Below are 16,558 nucleotides of genomic sequence, written 5' to 3'. Positions count from 1 at the left end.
CGCAACAGGCAACAAGACAGCAGGCAGCAGGGCATGTTCCGCATCGTGAAGTGGCTGATTTACCTATGTATTCTCGCCTTTCTCGGGCTGGTGGCCTACGCCTATGTCGGCCCGTTCCTGGGCGTCGACTTTTCCGCGGACGTGCGCGAGATTCGGGAGCCCGTGACCCTTGCGATCGATTAGGTCCAGCGCGCTGGCGCTTTGCCTCGGCTGGGGCGGCGCAGTGGCGGCCGAAAGCGCGGCGCCGCTTGCGGTGATCGACTGGCTTGTCGCGCCCCCCGACGTACGCGCGGCTGTGCCGGCGCTTCCGCGGACGCCGGACGAGCCGCCGGTGACGCGCTCTGCCGCGCGGCCTCGGGTGGCGACGACGCCGCTTGGCGCGCCGACCGTGGACGGGGCGGGGCTTTTGCCGGCGCAGCTGACGGGGTTTCCGCCGGGCGTCTGGCGCGGCAGCGATGCGCGCACGGTGCAGGACCTCTTGATGGCGACGGACACGCGCGGCTCCGCGGTGATGCAGCGCCTCTTTCTGCAGCTGGTCCTGTCGGAGGCCGAGGCGCCGTTGGGCGTTGCCACGCCGGGCGCATTCCTGACCGCGCGGGCGGACGCGATGCGCAAGATGGGGGCCGTCGATCAGGCGATTGCGCTGCTCGAGCATGCGGGGCTGAGGGATCGGGCGGTCTTCGAGCCCTATTTCGAGCTGGCGCTCTTGTCGGACCGCGCGAACCCGGCGTGCGAGGCGATGAGCGCGGCGCCGCATCTGTCGCGCGACGTGGCCGCGCGTGTCTTTTGTCTGGCGCGCACGGGCGAGTGGATGGCGGCGGCGACGACGCTCGACACCTCCGCGGCGCTCGGTCTGATCCCAGAGTTTGACGCGGCGCTCTTGGCGCAGTTCCTCGACCCCGAGTTTGCCGAAGACGTCGCGCCGCCGGCGCTAGAAGGGGTGCCGACGCCGCTGCAGGTGCGCCTGCTCGAGGCGCTTGGCGCCCTGCCCCCGAACACGGATCTGCCGGTGGCCTACGCCGTGCGCGATCTGTCGGGGGACGCGGGTTGGAAGGCGCAGATCACCGCTGCCGAACGGCTCGCCGCGCGCGGTGCGCTCGATCCGGCGCGGCTCTTTGCGATCTATCGCGATGGGCGGGCGTCGGCCTCCGGCGGCGTGTGGGAGCGGGTCTCTGCGGTGCAGAAACTCGACACGGCGCTTGCGGGAGCAGACGCCACGCGCACGGCGTGGGCGCTGGAAATCGCGGTACGCAAGCTGCGCGAGGCCGGGCTCTTGGCGGCCCTTGCCGATCAATACGCACCTGCCATTCGAGATGCCGATTTGCCGATGTCTGCTGCACCAACGCAGGTAGAAATCGCTTCGCTTTCAACGGATTACGGCGCGACCTTCACAGCCTTCGGCGATGCCGTGCCGGCCTTTGCCGCCGCCGTGGCAACCGGAGAAGACGCGGCTTTGGCCAATGCAGGCACACCGTTGGAACGTACCATCGCAAATGGGCTCACAGGCGGCACCTTGCGCCCTGCCCTTGCTGCGCTGCGGCAGAGCGGCAAGACGGGTGAGCTGATCCTGCGCAGCATGGCGCTCTACCTCAGTGGGCGCGAGGGGGACCCGCGCGACGTGGCAGCGGCGCTCGCGGGCTTCCGTGCCGCCGGGCTCGAGGATGTGGCGCGCCGCGCCGCGCTCGAGCTGCTCAGTCAGTCCGGTACGCTGCGATGACGGCGCCTGACAACGGTCACATCTGGATCGCGTCCTTTGTCGAGGCGCAGGCCGCCGAGCTGGGTGCCGCGACCAACACGCAGCTGGCCTATGCGCGCGATCTCAAGGATTTCGGCAGCTGGCTGACCGGAAAGGGCAGCAGCTTTGCGGGCGCCACGCGTGACCAGATCGAGGCGTATCTGGTGCATTGCGACGCGCAGGGGCTGGCCCGGGCGACGCGTGCGCGGCGCCTTTCGGCGATCAAGCAGCTCTACCGCTTTGCCTTCGAGGAAGGCTGGCGGAGCGAGAACCCGGCGATCCAGATCACCGGCCCGGGCCGCGACAAGCGCCTGCCCAAGACGCTGAGCGTCGAGGAGGTGGACCGGCTGATGGAGGCCGCGACGACGCACGGGCGCAGCCCGGCGGACCGCGTGCGCAACACCTGCCTGATGCAGGTGCTCTACGCGACGGGGATGCGCGTGTCCGAGCTCGTCTCTTTGCCGGTGAGCGCGGCGCGCGGCGATCCGCAGCTGCTGCTGATCCGCGGGAAGGGCGACAAGGAGCGGATGGTGCCCCTCTCGCCCGATGCGCGGGAGGCGCTGGCCACCTGGCTCGCGCTCCGCGACGAGGCCGAGGAGGCGGGACGGCAAAAGAGCAAGGCGTCGTCGCTCTTTCTCTTTCCCTCGCGCGGTAAGGCCGGCCACCTGACGCGTCACAGGTTTTACCTGCTGGTCAAGGACTTGGCGGTCGAGGCGGGCATTTCACCAGACAAAGTCACACCGCACACGCTGCGCCACGCCTTTGCCACGCACTTGCTTGCCGGCGGGGCCGACCTGCGCGCGATCCAGACGCTGCTCGGTCACGCGGATGTGGCCACGACGGAAATCTACACCCACGTGTTGGAGGATCGCCTGCGCGATCTGGTGCTGGACCATCACCCGCTGGCCGGCAAAGCCTGAGCGCGGCGCAGCTCGGGAGGCAAGACGTCCTCAGACGGCCAAAACTCGGTAGTGAGCGCGGCGTGATAACCCTGCGTCAGGCCCGCCGCCTCCATCGCTTGAACTTCAGGTGCAGGATCGTAGGTCAGCCGGTGCAGCGTGGGCGTCCCGTCGAGGATCGCGTAGCTGGTGTACGGCGTGCCGTCGTTCGGCGGCATCCCAAGCGCGCCTGTATTGACCCAGAGCGTCTCGCCAATCTGCCGCGCGAAGGGCAGTCCCGAATGGCCTGCGATCACCATGTCCACCGGGCCGATGATTTGACGCAACGCGCTCAACTCTTCGGCAAAGACCGCCTCTGGCGATGTCCGCCAGACAAACCGGGCAATGTCCGTCACACCTCCATGCAGGGCCGCGCAGCGCAACGCTTGGTGGGTAAAGGTCAGAACGTCCGGCAGGCCGGCCATCCACGCGCGGCTTTCGTGCGACACGTCGCGCAACGCATGGGCGTACCACTGCGCCGAGAGCCGGTCACAGGTCGTCCCGGCCTCAAAGCCGCACCCGCAATCCGCCGCGCCCGCTGCCAACTGGCGCTCGCAATTTCCCGCAAGCACGGTGCCGCCTTTGCCTCGCACGAGCTGCACCGTCGCCTCGGCGCGCGCGCAATAGGCCACCAAGTCCCCGGTGCAAACCCGGTGATCGACGGCGATCCCCGTGTCCTCCGCCAATGCAAACAGCGCCTCCGTCGCCGCGAGGTTGGAATAGGCGCCGCCGTACAGCAGCACCTTCCCGTCGAGCTCCGCTAGCTCCTTTACCCGCATGGCCGCCTGCCCCTTGATTGCGCGACACCCGATCCCCATAAGACAGCCACCGCGGCACAAAAGCAAAGGCATCAGGCATGGGCGAGACGGGCGTCACACTCGACAGTGCATTCTGGATCACCTCCGGGTCGATCCTCTTGCTGCTGGTGATGTCGGGGTTCTTTTCAGGGTCCGAGACCGCGCTGACGGCGGCCTCGCGCGGCAAGCTGCGCGCCAAGGCCGACAAGGGCGACGCGGGCGCCGTGCGGGCGCTCAAGATCACCGAGGACAACGAGCGGCTGATCGGCTCGGTCCTCTTGGGCAACAACCTCGTGAACATCCTGGCGACATCGCTCGCCACGGCACTCTTTACGCGGATGCTGGGCGAGTCCGGCGTGGCGCTGGCGACGCTGGTGATGACGCTGCTCGTGCTGATCTTTGCCGAGGTCCTGCCCAAGACCTATGCGATCACCAATGCCGAGACCGCCGCGGGGCTCGTGTCGCGCCCGATCGCCTTTGTCGTGACGATCTTTGCCCCCGTGGTGAGCGCCGTGCGGCTGCTCGTGCGCGGCGTGCTGCGCGTCTTTGGCGTCAAGACCGATCCCGACAGCCACATCCTCGCGGTGCGCGAAGAGATCGAGGGCGCGCTCAATCTCGGCCATTCCGAGGGTGTGGTGGAAAAGGAGGACCGCGACCGGATCCTCGGCGCGCTCGATCTGGCCGAACGCGCGGTCGAGGAGATCATGCTGCACCGCTCCAAGATCGAGATGATCGACGCCTCGAACCCGCCTCTCGAGATCCTGACGCAGTGCCTCGAATCGCGCCACACGCGGCTGCCGGTCTATCAGGACGACCCCGAAAACATCGTCGGCCTCGTGCACGCCAAGGACCTGTTGCGGGGCATGTACCGCCTGATGGAAGGCGACCTACCGTCGGCGGAGGCGCTCAAGGGCTTTGACCTCAAAGAGGTGATGATGGCGCCCTACTTTGTGCCCGAGACGACGACGCTCGACGACCAGATGCGGCAGTTCCTGCGCCGGCACACGCACTTTGCCCTGGTGGTCGACGAGTACGGCGCGCTGCAGGGGCTGATCACGCTCGAGGACATTCTTGAAGAGATCGTCGGCGAGATCACCGACGAGTTCGACGCCAGCGGCGAGGAGGAGGTCGCCCGCGCCGAAGACGGCGACTACCTCGTCGAGGGCGCCATGACGATCCGCGACCTCAACCGCGCCTGCGACTGGTCGCTTCCCGACGAGGAAGCGAACACGGTCGCCGGCCTCGTCATCCACGAGGCGCAAGCCATCCCCGCCGCAGGCCAGGTCTTCTCCTTTCACGGCTTCCGCTTCGAGGTGCTCGCCAAACAGGCCAACCGCCTCACCCGCCTCAAGATCCGCCCGCTTTGACTTTGATTGGGTGCGTGCCGCACGCTCTTTCTTGTGGGGGTTTGACCCCCACACCCCCACATTGGGGCTTTGCCGCCGTCCATTGGGCTCGGACCAATGGCGCCAAATGTACGGCCCCCAAGGTATTTTGAAACCGAAGAAGATATTGACGTAGCGCGCGGTAACCTGATGTTCATCTCTTTGAACGAAGGTTGGGGTGCGGCACAGGGAGAGGTCCCGATGGCCGTAACCGGAGAAGCCCTGCGAGCCTCGGCGGATGCTGCCTCGCAGGGTGGACCCCGGTCCGGGATGGGGCGCTGCGGTCCTGCTTCTCTGGTTCAGAAATACCTAAATCCCCGACAGTCGTTACGCGCGCAGGCGTGTGCCTTTGGGGTCGAACGGTGGCTCAGGCAGGATCGTGGCGCGGTGAGGCTGGCCAAGGATCATGACCTCGACCGCGTCGCCGGGTGCCGCGTCCTTGACGTAGCCAAGTGCGAGCGACATGCCGACAGAATACCCGTAACCGCCCGACGTGACGCGCCCGATGCCGGCGCCGTCCTTGAAGATCGGCTCGCCGCCGGTGGCGTCGGCGTTCGACTGGGCGGTGTCCTCGCCGCTGATGTGCAGCACGACCAAGCGTTCGCGGGCCGGTTTGGAGAGGACTTCGGCGCAGGCGGATTTGTTGAGGAAGTCCTTGTCCATCTTGCAGAGCCGGTCGAGGCCGACTTCCTGTGGCCAGTATTCGGGCGAATATTCGCGCGACCAGGAGCCGTAGCCTTTTTCGACGCGCAGGCTCATCAGGGCGCGCGCGCCGACAGGACCGGCGCCGACCTCTTTCCCGGCCTCGAGGAGGGCGGAGAGGAGCGCGGTTTGGTCCTCGGTCTTGCAGTGCAGCTCCCAGCCGAGGTCGCCGGTGAAGGAGACGCGGAGGGCGAGCACGTCGAGGCCAGCGATGGTGATCCAAGCGGAGCGCATAAAGGGGAAATCGTTTGTTTCGAGCGAGGTGTTCGTGAGGCGTTGGAGGAGCGCGCGGCTCTGCGGGCCGGCGACGTTGAAGCCGCACATGGCCTCGGTCATGGAGGTGAACGTGGTTCCTTCGGGCAGTGGCACAGCGTCGTAGAACCGGCGCTGGTAGCGTTCGGCCATGCCGGACGAGATCACCCAGAACTCGTCTTCGGCAGTGCGGGTGACGGTGGCGTCGCCGGCGATGCCGCCGCGCACGCCGATGAGCGGTGTCAGGCAGGAGCGCCCGATCTCGCGCGGCATGTGGTTGGCAAAGACCGCGTTCAGCCAGTCCTCAGCGCCGGGGCCTTGCACGCGGTATTTGGCGAAGTTGGAGATGTCGATGATCCCCGCCTTCTCCCGCAACATCCGGCACTCGTCACCGACGGGTCCCCACCAGTTCTGGCGGGTGAAGCCGTTGGTGTCTTGCGCGCCGGGCTCAGCGGCGTACCATTGCGGGTGCTCCCAGCCGTAGTTGATCCCGAAGACCGCGCCCATCTCGCGCTGCATCTTGTAGGCGGGGCGCGTGCGGCAGGGGCGGCCGGCGGCGCGCTCCTCGTTCGGGTAGTGGATGGCGAAGCGGTGCGCGTATTGGTCGGCCACGCGCGCCTTGGTAAACGCCGTATCCGCCCAGTCGCCAAAGCGGGCGACGTCCCAGGCGAACATGTCGTACTGCATCTCACCTTCGATGATCCATTGCGCCGCCATCAGGCCCATACCGCCCGATTGCGAGAAGCCGGGGATGATCCCGTTGCAGCAGAAGTACCCTTTGAGCTCCGGCACCGGTCCCATCAGCACGTTGGAATCCGGCGACCAGATCATCGGGCCGTTGATGACGCGCTTGATGCCGGCCGCACCCACGACGGGCACCCGGTCGATGGCGCGCATCATGTTGTCCTCGATCCGGTCCAGGTCGTCCGGGAAGAGGTCGTGTGCGAAGTCGAGCGGCGTGCCGTCTTCTGCCCAGAACCGCACGTCGCGCTCGTAGGCGCCGATCAAAAGGCCCTTGCCTTCCTGCCGCAGGTAGTACTCGCCATCGCGGTCCGCGACCGACGGGAGACGCGCTGGCATGCCTGCGATCTCGGCTATGGTCTCGGTCACGAAATACTGGTGCTCGGTGGGCTGCAGCGGCAACGTCAGCCCCGCCAGCGCGGCGACCTCCCGGCCCCAGAGACCGGCCGCATTGATCACCCAGGGCGTAGCGATGTCACCCTTGGGCGTGCGCACGATCCAGGTGCCATCGGGCTGCTGTTCCGTCGCCGTGACGGGCGTGAAGCGGTGGATCTCCGCCCCCCGCTGCCGCGCGCCCACGGCGTAGGCGTTGGTGACCCCCGAGGGGTCCACATTGCCGCCGTCGGGCTCGTACATGATGCAGCGGATGCCGTCGAAGTTGACCAGCGGATGCAGGCGCTCGGCCTCCTCGCGACTCACCTCGTGAAAGTTCATGCCGTAGAGCTTGGCCTTCGCCGCCTGCAGGCGCAGCTGGTGCTCGCGCGCCTCGGTCTGGGCGAGGTAAAGCGAGCCGGGTTGGAAGACGCCGCAGGACTGACCCGTCTCCGCCTCGAGCTCCTTGTAGAGGCTCATCGTGTAGTGCTGGATGCGGGAGATGTTGGTGCTGTCGTGCAGCCCGTGGATGTTGGCGGCGGCGTGCCAGGTGGAGCCCGACGTCAGCTCGTTCCGTTCCAGCAGCACCACATCGGTCCAGCCCAGCTTGGTCAGGTGATAGAGGATCGAGCATCCGATCACCCCGCCCCCGATCACCACCGCTTGTGCATGTGTCCTCATACCGCCCTCGGCCATCTCGCTTGCCTCCCTGCCTGCGGGCTAACTTGCGGTGAAGGGCGCAGCGCCTCCGTCCTGTTCCCGACATTTCCCGGCCAACGCCCGCCCAATGCCTGCCCAACGCCAGGATGGAACAGGTTAAGCGCGAAACGGGAGAGGTGCTCAGGCAGCGATATGCTTTTCGAGGCGGGCGCGGTCGTGGTCGAACTCGAGCTGGTCGAGCGCGCGACGTCCGGCGCGGGCGCGCGCCTCGGCTGCGGCCTCCGCCAGACCTGTGTCCGGGTGGCGCGAAAGCGAGGCGAGCACCCTTTGCACCTGGATTTGCACGTCGAGATCGCCTGCCCCGTGGCGGGCTATAGGGTCGATCAGGTCCTCGATCAGGTCCTGCGGATCCATCGGGCGCACGCGCAACTGCGGGTAGATCACCTCGTCGCCGCGCGTTTCGTCGGAATAAAGCGACAGGATCCGCTCGCCCCGCGTGATCACATCGATTGCGGTGCCCGGATCGTTGATCCCCGGCGACAGCGCGCGCGTGCCGATCTCGGAGAGCACCAGCAGGCCAAAGCGCGGATCCTGCTCGTGCACCCGCACATCGCCCAGCACGATCAGCTCTGCCAAACGGTCCTGCGCCCCGTCGGGCAGATCGCCCTCGACAGCCACCAAAGGTACATGCAGCGATACAAAATCGCCGGGCATCACAAGCAGCCACAGCGTCAGGTCATGGTCCTCGCACCAGGCGTTCAACGCCTCCTCGTAAATGCGCTGCACGTACCCCGTGCTGCGCGAGGTCATCCGCCGGGCGCGCTCGGGCGCGTCCCCGGTAAACGGCTCGGCGCCCAGGCACGGCGTTTCGAACCGCTGACGCAGACCCTGACAAGTGATCTCCTCGACCTGCCGGGTCGAGGCGAGCAGGCTCCCGAACGTCTGCAGATGCAGGACCCAGCGGATCAGCGACCAGCCGACGTAGCTCAGCACCAGCACCGTCATCGCAAAGAGCACCGTCGCCCCGTCGTCGGGAAAGACGCCGAGCTCGCGCAGCACGATCCCCATCAGGGCATAGACCCAGGCGCCGATGAACGTCGCCAGCGTGTGCAGCGTGACCTCGTCCTGCATCGCCAGGCGGTGAATGCGCGGCGTCCACTGGCTCGAGACGTTGTTGAACACTGCCACCATGACCGTCAGACTGAACGTGGTGACCGCGAGCATCGCATTGGCAATGATGTCGAGCAGCCGGTCCGCCGCCTCCCCCGCCAGCCGCGTCTGCAGCTCCTCGGGTAAAAGCCAGCCCACCGGCTGTGTTAGCGCCATGGCAAGCACGGCCAGCGCGCCCATAAGGGCCACGCGCACCTTGAGCTTGCGCCAGTACTCCAGCGCCTTGCGCCACAGCGTGCGCGGAATTTCGAGCAGTCGTACCATGCGCCTCCGCCTCCACAAGGCGCCGTGCGGCGGTTTTGTTCCCACGGTGCCGTCCACCTCAGAGACACGGACCCTCTGAGACAAGAACCGGGAAAGACACATGTCACGCACCGCAAAGTGCGCCCAGCGACACAACGTGTCGCATTTGCGAAACCATGCCCGCCCCTCAAAACGGTAGCACCCCCTCAGGACAAAGCGCAAAGAGGCAGGAGCCGACATGACGGAAACCACGCGCGTAGCGGTGATCGGGGGCGGCGTGATCGGCTGCTCGGTGCTCTATCACCTGACCAAACTCGGCTGGTCCGACGTGATGCTGCTCGAACGCTCCGAGCTGACGTCCGGCAGCACATGGCACGCGGCGGGCGGCTTTCACACGCTCAACGGCGACACCAACATGGCCGCCTTGCAGGGCTACACCATCCGCCTCTACCGCGAGCTCGAAGAGCTGACCGGCATGTCCTGCGGCCTGCACCACGTGGGCGGCGTGACGCTCGCCGACAACCGCGACCGGTTCGACATGCTCCTCGCCGAGCGGGCCAAGCACCGCTACATGGGGCTCGAAACCGAAATCGTCGGCCCCGAAGAGATCGCCAAGATCGCGCCCATCACCAACACGGACGGCATCCTCGGCGCGCTTTACGATCCGCTCGACGGCCACCTCGACCCGTCCGGCACGACCCACGCCTATGCCAAGGCCGCGCGCATGGGCGGCGCCACGATCAAGACGCATTGCAAGGTCACCGCCACCACCCAGCGCCCCGATGGCACCTGGGACGTGGTGACCGATCAGGGCACGATCCACGCCGAACACATCGTCAACGCCGGCGGCCTCTGGGCGCGCGAAGTCGCCGCCATGGCCGGGCTCTACCTGCCCCTGCACGCGATGGAGCACCAGTATATCGTCACCGACGAAGTGCCTGAAATCTATGAACGATCCGAAGAGCACCCGCATGTCATGGACCCGGCAGGCGAATCGTACCTGCGGCAAGAGGGGCGCGGCCTCTGCATCGGCTTCTATGAACAACCCTGCAAACCCTGGGCGGTCGACGGCACGTCCTGGGACTTCGGCCACGAGCTTTTGCCCGATGACCTCGACAAGATCGAGGACAGCATCGCCTTCGCCTACGATCGCTTCCCCGTTCTGGAACGCGCGGGCGTGAAATCCGTGATCCACGGCCCCTTCACCTTTGCCCCCGACGGCAACCCGCTCGTCGGCCCCGTCACGGGCATGCGCAACTACTGGTCCGCCTGCGCCGTCATGGCAGGCTTCTCGCAAGGCGGCGGCGTCGGCCTGACGCTCGCGCAATGGATGATCGAGGGAGAGCCCGAACGCGACGTGACCGCCATGGACGTCGCCCGCTTCCCGGCGCACCTCCGCCAGGAATTCACCCGTCCCAAGGTGATCGAGAACTACCAAAAGCGCTTCTCCGTCGCCTACCCGAATGAAGAGCTCCCCGCCGCCCGCGGCCTGCGCCGCACGCCCATGTACGACCTCTTCGACAGCATGGGCGCGGTCTGGGGCGCGCAATATGGCCTCGAGGTCGTCAACTACTTCGCCGAAGACGGCGAAGAGCGGTACGAGACCCCCTCCTTCCGCCGCTCCAACGCCTTCGACGCCACCGCGCGCGAAGTTCGATCCGTCCGCGAGGCCGTTGGACTCAATGAAACTCACAACTTCGGAAAGTACGAGGTTACGGGCACAGACGCCCGCGCCTGGCTCGACCGCATCATGGCCGGCCGCATCCCCAAACCCGGCCGCATCTCGTTGACTCCGATGCTGTCACCCAAGGGCAAGCTCATCGGCGATTTCACCGTCTCCTGCCTTGCCGAAGAGCGCTTTCTCTTGACCGCCTCCTACGGCAGCCAGTCCTACCATATGCGCTGGTTTCTCAAACACTTGTCTGGCGACGTTCACCTGGAAAACATGTCCGACCGGCGCACCGGTTTCCAGATCGCAGGTCCTCGCGCAACCGACGTCCTACGCGCCGCCTCCCGCGTGGCGCCGGACATGCGTTTTCTCGACATTGCCGAGGTCGAAATCGGCATGACCCCCTGTATCATCCAGCGCGTCAGCTACACCGGCGATCTCGGCTACGAGATCTACTGCGACCCCATGGCCCAACGCCAACTCTGGGATGCGCTTTGGGAGGCAGGCCAGCCCTTCGGCATCAAACCCTTCGGCATGCGCGCAATGATGTCGCTCCGCCTCGACCGCTTCTTCGGCTCCTGGCTCGCCGAATTTTCACCCGACTACACGCCCGGCGAAACCGGCATGGATCGCTTCATCTCATGGAAGAAAGAGGTTGATTTCATTGGACGTTCCGCCGCCGAAGCCGAAAAGGCAAAGGGCGCGGATCGCCAGCTGATCGCCTTCGCCGTCGAGGCCAACGACGCCGACACCCACGGCTACGAGCCCGTCTGGATCGACGGCATCGTGCAGGGCTTCGTCACCTCAGGCGGCTACGCCCACCACACCTGCACGTCCACCGCGCTCGCGCTGGTCCCGGCGGCATGGGACGGCGATGACGCCGAAATCGAAATCCTCGGCGAGATGTGCAAGGCCAAGCGTCTGCGCACCACGATCTTCGACCCCGACGGCACCCGGATGCGCGGCTGACATGATCCCCGTCGCGATCCTTCTCCTCGCAGCGGGAGCCTCGTCCCGCATGAAGGGTCGCGACAAACTCCTTGAAGAGATTGACGGAACACCCCTTCAAGCCCGCCAATGCGCGCGCGCCGTCGCCACCGGCTTTCCCGTCTACGTCACACTTCCCGCACGCGATCATCCCCGCGCCGCATATGCCACTGGCACAAGCATTGTGGAAGTCCCAGAAGCCGCAGAAGGCATGGGCGCCTCTCTCCGCACAGGTGTCTCCGCTATCCCCGAGGACCACGCAATCCTCGTCCTACCGGCGGACATGCCAGATATCTCCGATGTGGATATATCTCAAGTTATCAGTGCCTTCCAATTCGACCCTGAAGTATCCCTTCAACAAGCCACCAGCGCCAATGGCACCCCAGGTCACCCCGTCCTCTTCCCCCCCGACTGCCGCGCAGGGCTGCTCGCCTCCCAAGGCGACACCGGCGCAAGACACGTGCTCAAAGCCAACGCACACCGCGTGAAACACGTGGCCCTGCCCGGCAACGCCGCCCTCACCGACCTCGACACGCCCGAAGCCTGGGCAGACTACCTTGCCAAGCGCACCCCCGGCGGGTAACGCGGGCGACATGACCGATCTTCGCTTTTACGACACGATGCGCCGGGCCGCCGAGCCCTTTCAGCCTTTGGGTGAGACGGTGGCCATGTACTCGTGTGGACCTACGGTCTACCACGACGCCCACCTCGGCAACCTGCGCACCTATGTCTTTGTAGACATGGCGAAAAAAGTGCTCCGCCACACCGGTCACAACGTCAAACACGTGATGAACATCACCGACGTCGGCCACCTCGTCAGCGACGGCGACGAGGGCGAGGACAAGATGGAGGTCGGCGCCCGCCGCGAGGGCCTGACCGCCTGGGACATCGCCAAGCGCTACGAGGGCGGCTTCATCCGTCAGTGCCTCGCGCTCAACATCGCTGCCCCCGACGTGCTGAGCCGCGCCACAGCCCACATCCCCCAGCAGATCGACATGATCGCGTCACTTGAAGAAAAGGGCCTAACCTACCGGACAGGCGACGGAATTTACTTCGACACCTCCAAGCTGGAGGACTACGGCAAGCTCACCGGCGCCTCCCGCGAGGGGTTCGAGGCGGGCGCCCGCATCGATGCCGGTGACAAGCGCAACGCCACCGACTTCGCCCTCTGGAAGTTCTCTCCCGCCACCGAACAGCGCCAGATGGAATGGGACAGCCCCTGGGGAACCGGTTTCCCCGGCTGGCACATCGAATGCTCCGCGATGGCGCGCGCCTATCTTGGCGACCAGATCGACGTCCACACCGGCGGCATCGACCACATCGCGATCCACCACAGCAACGAGATCGCCCAGACCGAGTGCTGCACGGGTAAGCCCTTCGCGCATACCTGGATGCACGGCGCCTTCCTCGAGGCGACGGACGGCGTCAAGATGGCCAAGTCGTCAGGCGAGTTCCTCACCGTCTTCACCCTGCAAGAGCGCGGCATCGACCCGCTCGCCTTCCGCCTCCTCTGCTTCCGCACGCATTACCGCAAACGCATGCTCTTCTCGTGGAAACACGTCGAGGACGCCGCCACGGCCCTCCGCCGCCTGCGCCTGCGGGTGAAGACACTCTCCGAAGAGTCAGACGCGACCCCGCCGACCAGCGAGGCAGCACAGCGACACATCGCCAAGATCGAAGCCGCGCTCCGTGACGACCTTGCCATGCCGCAGGTCATGGTCGAGCTGCAGACGATCCTGAAATCCAAAGCCCTCGATCCCGGCGAGAAACTCGGCCTCATCGCCGAATACGATCCCCTGCTCGGCCTCGAACTGCGCCGCGAGATCGACGGCCTCACCTCCGACACCCTCGCCCGCGCCGCCTGGGAAGAAGCGACCCGCGCCGGCGGCTCTGACCCCGTGACCCTCTAAAATCCAGTCTTCTTCTGGCCAGAAATATCCCGGGGTCTGGGGCAGAGCCCCAGTCGCGGTTTACCAAGCGGCACACACGCCAATTCGACGCGGACCCCCAAGCGAGGCCGCCCGCAAGGGCGGACGAGCGCCTCAGACAAACGCGTCCGGCATCTCTTCCTTACGGCGCGCGACAAAGGCGTCGATGGCCTCGCGCTTGGCCGGGTCAATCGCCGGCTGCTGGTACTGCGACAGCAAGGTCGCCACGCGCTCGGAGGCCAGCTGGTTCGTGTCGCGCGCACCCTCGTCGGCCCAGGTCTCGAACGGTTTGTAATCGAGCAGGTTCGACCGCCAGAACGCCTCCTTGAAGTTCGCCTGGGTGTGTGCGCAGCCAAGGTAGTGTCCCCCCGGCCCAACCTCGTGGATGGCGTCCAGCGCCTGCGCGTTCGCATCCGCCGCCACGCCCTCGGCCAGCTTGTGCAAGACCCCCAACTGATCGGCGTCCATCACGAACTTCTCGAAAGAGCTGACAAGCCCCCCCTCGAGCCAGCCGCAGGCGTGCAGCATAAAGTTCACCCCGCCCATCAGCGCGGCGTTGTGCGTGTGCGCGGTCTCGTAGGCGGCCTGCGCGTCCGGCAGTTTCGACCCGCAAAGCCCTCCGCCCGAGCGGAACGGCAGCCCAAGGCGGCGGAAGAGTTGGCCGGCCCCGTAAAGGATTTGCGATGCCTCGGGCGTGCCGAACGTGGGCGCGCCGGAGTTCATGTCGATCGACGTCACAAAGGCGCCCGCAATCACCGGCGCACCGGGGCGCACCAGCTGCGAATAGGCAACGCCAGCCAGCACTTCGGCCAGCACTTGTGTCAGTGTGCCTGCCACCGACACCGGCGCCATCGCGCCGCCCACGATGAAGGGAGAGACGATGCAGGCCTGGTTGTTGGCAGCATAAACCTCCAGCGCGCCCATCATCACGTCGTCGAATGTCATTGGCGAGTTGATGTTGATGAGCGAGGTCATCACTGTGTTGTCCTGCACGAACTGCTCGCCAAAAAGCAGCCCGCACATGTCGACGCTGTCCTGCGCCCGGCTCGGCTCGGTGACAGAGCCCATGAAGGGCTTGTCCGAGTAGATCATATGCGCGCGCAGCATATCGAGGTGGCGCTTGTTCACCGGCACGTCCGTCGGCTCGCACACGGTTCCGCCAGAGTGGTGCAGCCACTTGGACATGTACCCCAGCTTCACGAACTTTTCGAAGTCGGCCATGGTCGCGTAGCGGCGGCCTCCTTCGGTGTCGCGCACGAAGGGCGGGCCATAGACGGGCGCGCAGACCAGAGTCTTCCCGCCGATCTCGACGTTGCGCTCGGGGTTGCGGGCGTGCTGGGTGATCCGCGCGGGCGCAGTGGCACAGAGCTTGCGCGCGAGCCCTCGGGGAATGCGCACGCGCTCACCATCGACGGAGGCGCCCGCCTCCTTCCACCGCGCCAAAGCGGCGGGGTTGCTGACGAAGTTGACGCCGACCTCTTCGAGCACCGCCTCCGCATTGGCCTCGATGATCTCGATGGCCTCGGAGGTCAGGATCTCGAAGTTTGGGATGTTGCGCTCGATATACCGCGCCGCTTCGATCTTGACCGACGTGCGCTCTGCCCTGCGTGCCGCGCCGCCGCCGCCACGTGCCCGCCGCCGTGTGCCTGCCTCTGCCATCGTCCCGCTCCCCTCGCGCTGATCCTGCCCCCCGTGACTAGCGCTGCGCAAAGCGGCCCGGCGCGCCCAAAGCGGCAGTTGCGACGGAAAACCGACATGGCGCGCGGGGCGCGGGCCGCAAGTCCGCCTAAGGCGCGACTGCCACGGCGCGGGGAAAGCGCAGCTCGAACCGCGCGACGGCACCCGGCGCGGCGCCAAAGGTGCCGCCCAGCATCGCCGCGCTCGACCGGCAGACCTGCAGGCCCAGCCCCGAGGCCCGCGCCATGTCGAAAGCCTCGGGTAGGCGCCCGCCCGTGTCGGTCACGGCAAACACGATCTGCGCAGGGTCATCATCACCCGCGCAGGTCACCGCAATCGGCCCGTCACCGTTGCCGTGCTTGGCCGCGTTCTGAATCAACTCGACGCAGATGAGGCCCAGGTGCACGCTCTGTGCCGGGCTCAGCTCCAGCGCGGGGGCGGCCTCCAGCACGATCCGGCGCCCCTCGCCAAGTGCCTCACGCATGTCGGTCAGCAGCGCCTCGAGGAACGTGTCCGCATAGATCGTCCGGTCATCCACCTGTGCCTGCAGCCCTTCGTGCACCCGCGCCACGGCCAGCACCCGCGCAGAGGCCGAGCGCAGCGCATCCGCGACCTCTTCGCTCGAGGCGCGCCGCTCCTGCAGGCGCAGCGTGGTCGAGACCAGCGCCAGCGAATTCTTGACCCGGTGGTCCATCTCGCGCAGCAAGTGCGTGCGCTCGGCGAGCAGCGCCTCCTTGGCCGCCAGCTCGGTGTTGAGGTCATTGGCGCGCATCTGGAGCGCGCGTTCAAGGCCCACCCGCTCTGTCACATCGCGCGAGGTGGCCACGATCCGCTCCACCTGCCCCTCGCCGGAGAGCACAGGGATGACCGTGACCGCCCAGACCCTGTGCGTGCCCTTGGCGGTCGGGCAGATCGCTTCGAATTCGGCAGTCTGGCCCTTTTGCGCCTGGCTGACGGCGCGCGCCACCAGCTCCTTTTGCGCCTCGGGCCAGAGCGCTGGCCACGGCGCGCCGCGCACGTCTTCGAAATCGTCGATTTCCATCGCCGCAAGGCCGTTGCACGACATGAACGTCAGTCGCCCGTCCATATCCAGCACCTTGATGCAATCGTCGGTGCTGCTCAGCAGCGAGATCGCGAAACCCTGCGGATTCTCCTCGAGCCCCTCCAGCGCATCCGCATCGCCCGTGTTGATGCTACGTTCAAGCATGCCGCCTCCCTCTTCGACCGCTGCACACAAATTTCGGCGCGGACTGTACCCGAGCGGGAAAATAAATCCAGCATTTCGACGCGCCTTGGCGTCAG

Annotated in this window: 12 protein-coding genes; 7 read left to right on the top strand and 5 right to left on the bottom strand. The window is 66.5% G+C overall.

Translation table 11 applies throughout. The features are described from left to right. Positions 1-33: 33 nt before the first annotated feature. From ACU0B3_RS03035 to ACU0B3_RS03025, 3 genes are read left to right on the top strand one after another with little or no spacing between them, the layout of a single operon-like run. The gene (locus tag ACU0B3_RS03035; protein ID WP_446259330.1) at positions 34-183 is read left to right on the top strand and encodes a hypothetical protein; all 150 of its coding nucleotides are present in this window, start codon (positions 34-36) and stop codon (positions 181-183) included. Further along, positions 170-1,717, top strand: coding sequence for a hypothetical protein (locus tag ACU0B3_RS03030; protein WP_446259329.1), 1,548 nt, complete (start codon positions 170-172; stop codon positions 1,715-1,717). The genes ACU0B3_RS03035 and ACU0B3_RS03030 overlap by 14 nt, the downstream gene beginning before the upstream one ends. Next, on the top strand, positions 1,714-2,655 hold the full coding sequence (locus ACU0B3_RS03025; protein WP_446259328.1) for a site-specific tyrosine recombinase XerD: 942 nt from the start codon (positions 1,714-1,716) through the stop codon (positions 2,653-2,655). Before ACU0B3_RS03030 ends, ACU0B3_RS03025 begins: the two co-directional genes overlap by 4 nt. Here the strand turns inward: ACU0B3_RS03025 and ACU0B3_RS03020 are convergent. Further along, positions 2,631-3,452, bottom strand: coding sequence for a metallophosphoesterase family protein (locus tag ACU0B3_RS03020; protein ID WP_446259327.1), 822 nt, complete (start codon positions 3,450-3,452; stop codon positions 2,631-2,633). The genes ACU0B3_RS03025 and ACU0B3_RS03020 overlap by 25 nt on opposite strands. A 77-nt stretch (positions 3,453-3,529) precedes the next feature. Between ACU0B3_RS03020 and ACU0B3_RS03015 the strand changes: the two genes are divergently transcribed. Continuing rightward, entirely contained in the window at positions 3,530-4,837 is a 1,308-nt protein-coding gene (locus tag ACU0B3_RS03015) for an HlyC/CorC family transporter (protein WP_446259326.1), read from the top strand. Between the two features lie 345 nt (positions 4,838-5,182). Here the strand turns inward: ACU0B3_RS03015 and ACU0B3_RS03010 are convergent, their stop codons facing one another. After that, the gene (locus tag ACU0B3_RS03010; protein WP_446259325.1) at positions 5,183-7,603 is read right to left on the bottom strand and encodes a GcvT family protein; all 2,421 of its coding nucleotides are present in this window, start codon (positions 7,601-7,603) and stop codon (positions 5,183-5,185) included. Positions 7,604-7,762: 159 nt separating this feature from the next. After that, positions 7,763-9,016, bottom strand: coding sequence for a DUF2254 domain-containing protein (locus tag ACU0B3_RS03005; protein ID WP_446259324.1), 1,254 nt, complete (start codon positions 9,014-9,016; stop codon positions 7,763-7,765). A 217-nt stretch (positions 9,017-9,233) separates the two neighbouring features. On the opposite strand from ACU0B3_RS03005, the gene ACU0B3_RS03000 reads away from it, so the two are divergent. From ACU0B3_RS03000 to cysS, 3 genes are read left to right on the top strand one after another with little or no spacing between them, the layout of a single operon-like run. Next, positions 9,234-11,633 (top strand): GcvT family protein, encoded by a 2,400-nt coding sequence (locus ACU0B3_RS03000; RefSeq protein ID WP_446259323.1) that lies wholly within the window; start codon positions 9,234-9,236, stop codon positions 11,631-11,633. Then, complete coding sequence (locus tag ACU0B3_RS02995) at positions 11,539-12,234, top strand: nucleotidyltransferase family protein (RefSeq protein WP_446259322.1); 696 nt, start codon at positions 11,539-11,541, stop codon at positions 12,232-12,234. The genes ACU0B3_RS03000 and ACU0B3_RS02995 overlap by 95 nt, the downstream gene beginning before the upstream one ends. Positions 12,235-12,244: 10 nt before the next feature. Beyond that, complete coding sequence (gene cysS, locus ACU0B3_RS02990) at positions 12,245-13,561, top strand: cysteine--tRNA ligase (RefSeq protein ID WP_446259321.1); 1,317 nt, start codon at positions 12,245-12,247, stop codon at positions 13,559-13,561. 132 nt (positions 13,562-13,693) lie between these two features. Here cysS and ACU0B3_RS02985 read toward each other — a convergent pair whose 3' ends face one another. Continuing rightward, a complete protein-coding gene (locus tag ACU0B3_RS02985) occupies positions 13,694-15,238 on the bottom strand; it encodes a trimethylamine methyltransferase family protein (protein ID WP_446259320.1) in 1,545 nt (514 codons plus the stop codon). A 127-nt stretch (positions 15,239-15,365) separates the two neighbouring features. Continuing rightward, positions 15,366-16,463, bottom strand: coding sequence for a sensor histidine kinase (locus ACU0B3_RS02980; RefSeq protein ID WP_446259319.1), 1,098 nt, complete (start codon positions 16,461-16,463; stop codon positions 15,366-15,368). Positions 16,464-16,558 lie beyond the last annotated feature (95 nt).

This window comes from Pseudaestuariivita sp., from assembly GCF_052825805.1.
The sequence above is the reverse complement of the archived record's forward strand: the minus strand, read 5'-3'. Positions and strand labels throughout refer to the sequence as shown.